We start from the raw sequence: 2,059 nt of genomic DNA on the forward strand, positions 1-2,059 counted from the left end.
CAAATGACATGGAGGTATATGCCACAAAACTGTCTCACGAAAAATTTGAAAATCCAAATGCAAAAATTTATGACTTGGATATTATGGATAAGGATGCTGTTACATCATTGCTTTTTGAGATACGGCCTGATTATATTTTCCACCTTGCGGCTCAGAGTTCGGTAGGACTGGCCTGGAAAAATCCGGGATTGACGGTAGATGTCAACATTAAAGGAAGCATTAATGTGATGGAAGCTGTGAGAGAGCTTTTTTATAAACCGAGAGTTTTGCTTATCGGTTCGGGAGAGGAATACGGTCATATCCGCTCTGGAGAAACCCCCATTTCAGAGGAAAATGCGTTGAGGCCTGGCAATATATATGCAGCTACAAAGGTGTGCCAGAATATGATAGCCAATATTTATGCGAAAGCGTATGACCTGGATCTTATGTTAGTAAGGGCGTTTAATCATATTGGACCGGGACAGGCGCCTATGTTCGTGGTTTCCGATTTTTGCAAACAAGTGGCAGAAATTGAAAAGGGCTTGAGGGAACCTGTAATGCTGGTTGGAAATCTTGGGGCAAGACGAGATTTTACAGATGTCAGAGATGTGGTAAGAGCATATGTAAAGTTGATACAGCAAGGGATTCCGGGAGAAACATATAATGTTGGAAGTGGAGAGGCAAGGGAAATCCGTGAAATTTTGAATTTAATTGTCTCTATGTCAGATGCTGAAATAACAGTGGAAATTGATCCGAATAAGATCCGGCCAGTGGACGTGCCTGTTATTGAGGCGGATATTACCAAATTGAATCAATTGACGGGCTGGCGTCCTCGGATTCCAATTGAGCAGACGATTCAGGAAACATTGGATTATTGGAGGAACCATATATAGGAGGACAGTATGGTTAAGAAAGAAGGCTTATTTTCTAATAACAATATGACGATATCAGAACGTTATTTGCATACGCCAGGGAGCTTTGCCAGGCAAAATTTGCTTTATGTGCAGGAGGTTGGAAGATTGCAGAGCTTGCAGCCCCATAGATGTGTAAGAGAGAATTTGGAATCCTATTTATTTGTGATGGTGCTAGAAGGAAAAGGAAGTCTGGATATCAAAGGGAAGCACTATGAGATTGCGGAAGGCAGTTGTGCACTAATTGATTGTATAGAACATTATGAACATATCAGTGACGAAAAGGAAGCCTGGAAGCTGGCATGGGTTCATTTTAATGGTCATTCCGGCAAGGGGTATTATGATCTCTTTAAGGAATACAATAATTGTGAAAACGTATTTACAATAGATAATGTGAAAAAATGGGACGAGATGATAGGCGAGCTGATGAACAGGCAGAAGGAGCGTAATCTATTGGCTGAGCTTTCCAGTGGAGAAATTCTGCTTCGATTACTAAACTGTATTATTGAAAAAGTATCTAATTCCGGTGTATTAGAAAAGGAAAATGAAAAGCAATTAGCAAATGAGATACGCGAAAAGTTAAATGACCAATATGCAGACGCAAATATTATGCAAAATTTGGAGACGGTTTTTAGAGAGGATGTAAAAGAACTTGGAGAAATTTTTTACCGTCATTTTGGAATTTCCATAGAAGAATATATTAGCAATCGTCGGTTTAATGCAGCGAAAGAATTGCTTCGGTTCAGCATAAAACCCATTGAAACAGTAGCATTAGAATCAGGAATTGGAGATATTATTATGCTGCAGCAAATGTTCAGAGAAAATGAGGGAATGACAGCAGAAGAATACCGCGCAAAGTGGGCTCAGTGGATTAGATAATATGAAATCATAAAATATACATCTTGCTTTTGCAATGTGGATTTACATGTTATTAACCTTAAAAACAAAAGGCTGTACGGGAAATGCATTTCCTGCAATTGCGTGAGCAGATGCAGGTCTCCCTCCCCATATAGTCAGTCTAAGGGAATGAAATTTTTTGTAAACAGATATCAGTGACAGGCCTCTATGATAAAATCTAAATCATAGGAGGCCTATTTTTTTGAAAGAAAAATATAAAAAGCCTCAACGAAACGCCGTTTGGAATACTCATCAATGGCTGTGTACTGGAT

At 39.3% G+C, this 2,059-nt stretch carries 2 protein-coding genes; both read left to right on the forward strand.

The annotated features are described in order from the left end of the window. Positions 1-8: 8 nt before the first annotated feature. Positions 9-872: a GDP-mannose 4,6-dehydratase gene (locus AC1WIP_RS15055; protein WP_481142595.1), complete on the forward strand. Its 864-nt coding sequence runs from the start codon at positions 9-11 to the stop codon at positions 870-872. A gap of 9 nt (positions 873-881) precedes the next feature. Further along, complete coding sequence (locus tag AC1WIP_RS15060) at positions 882-1,769, forward strand: AraC family transcriptional regulator (protein WP_481142596.1); 888 nt, start codon at positions 882-884, stop codon at positions 1,767-1,769. Positions 1,770-2,059: the final 290 nt, after the last annotated feature.

This window comes from Acetatifactor sp., from assembly GCF_982438285.1.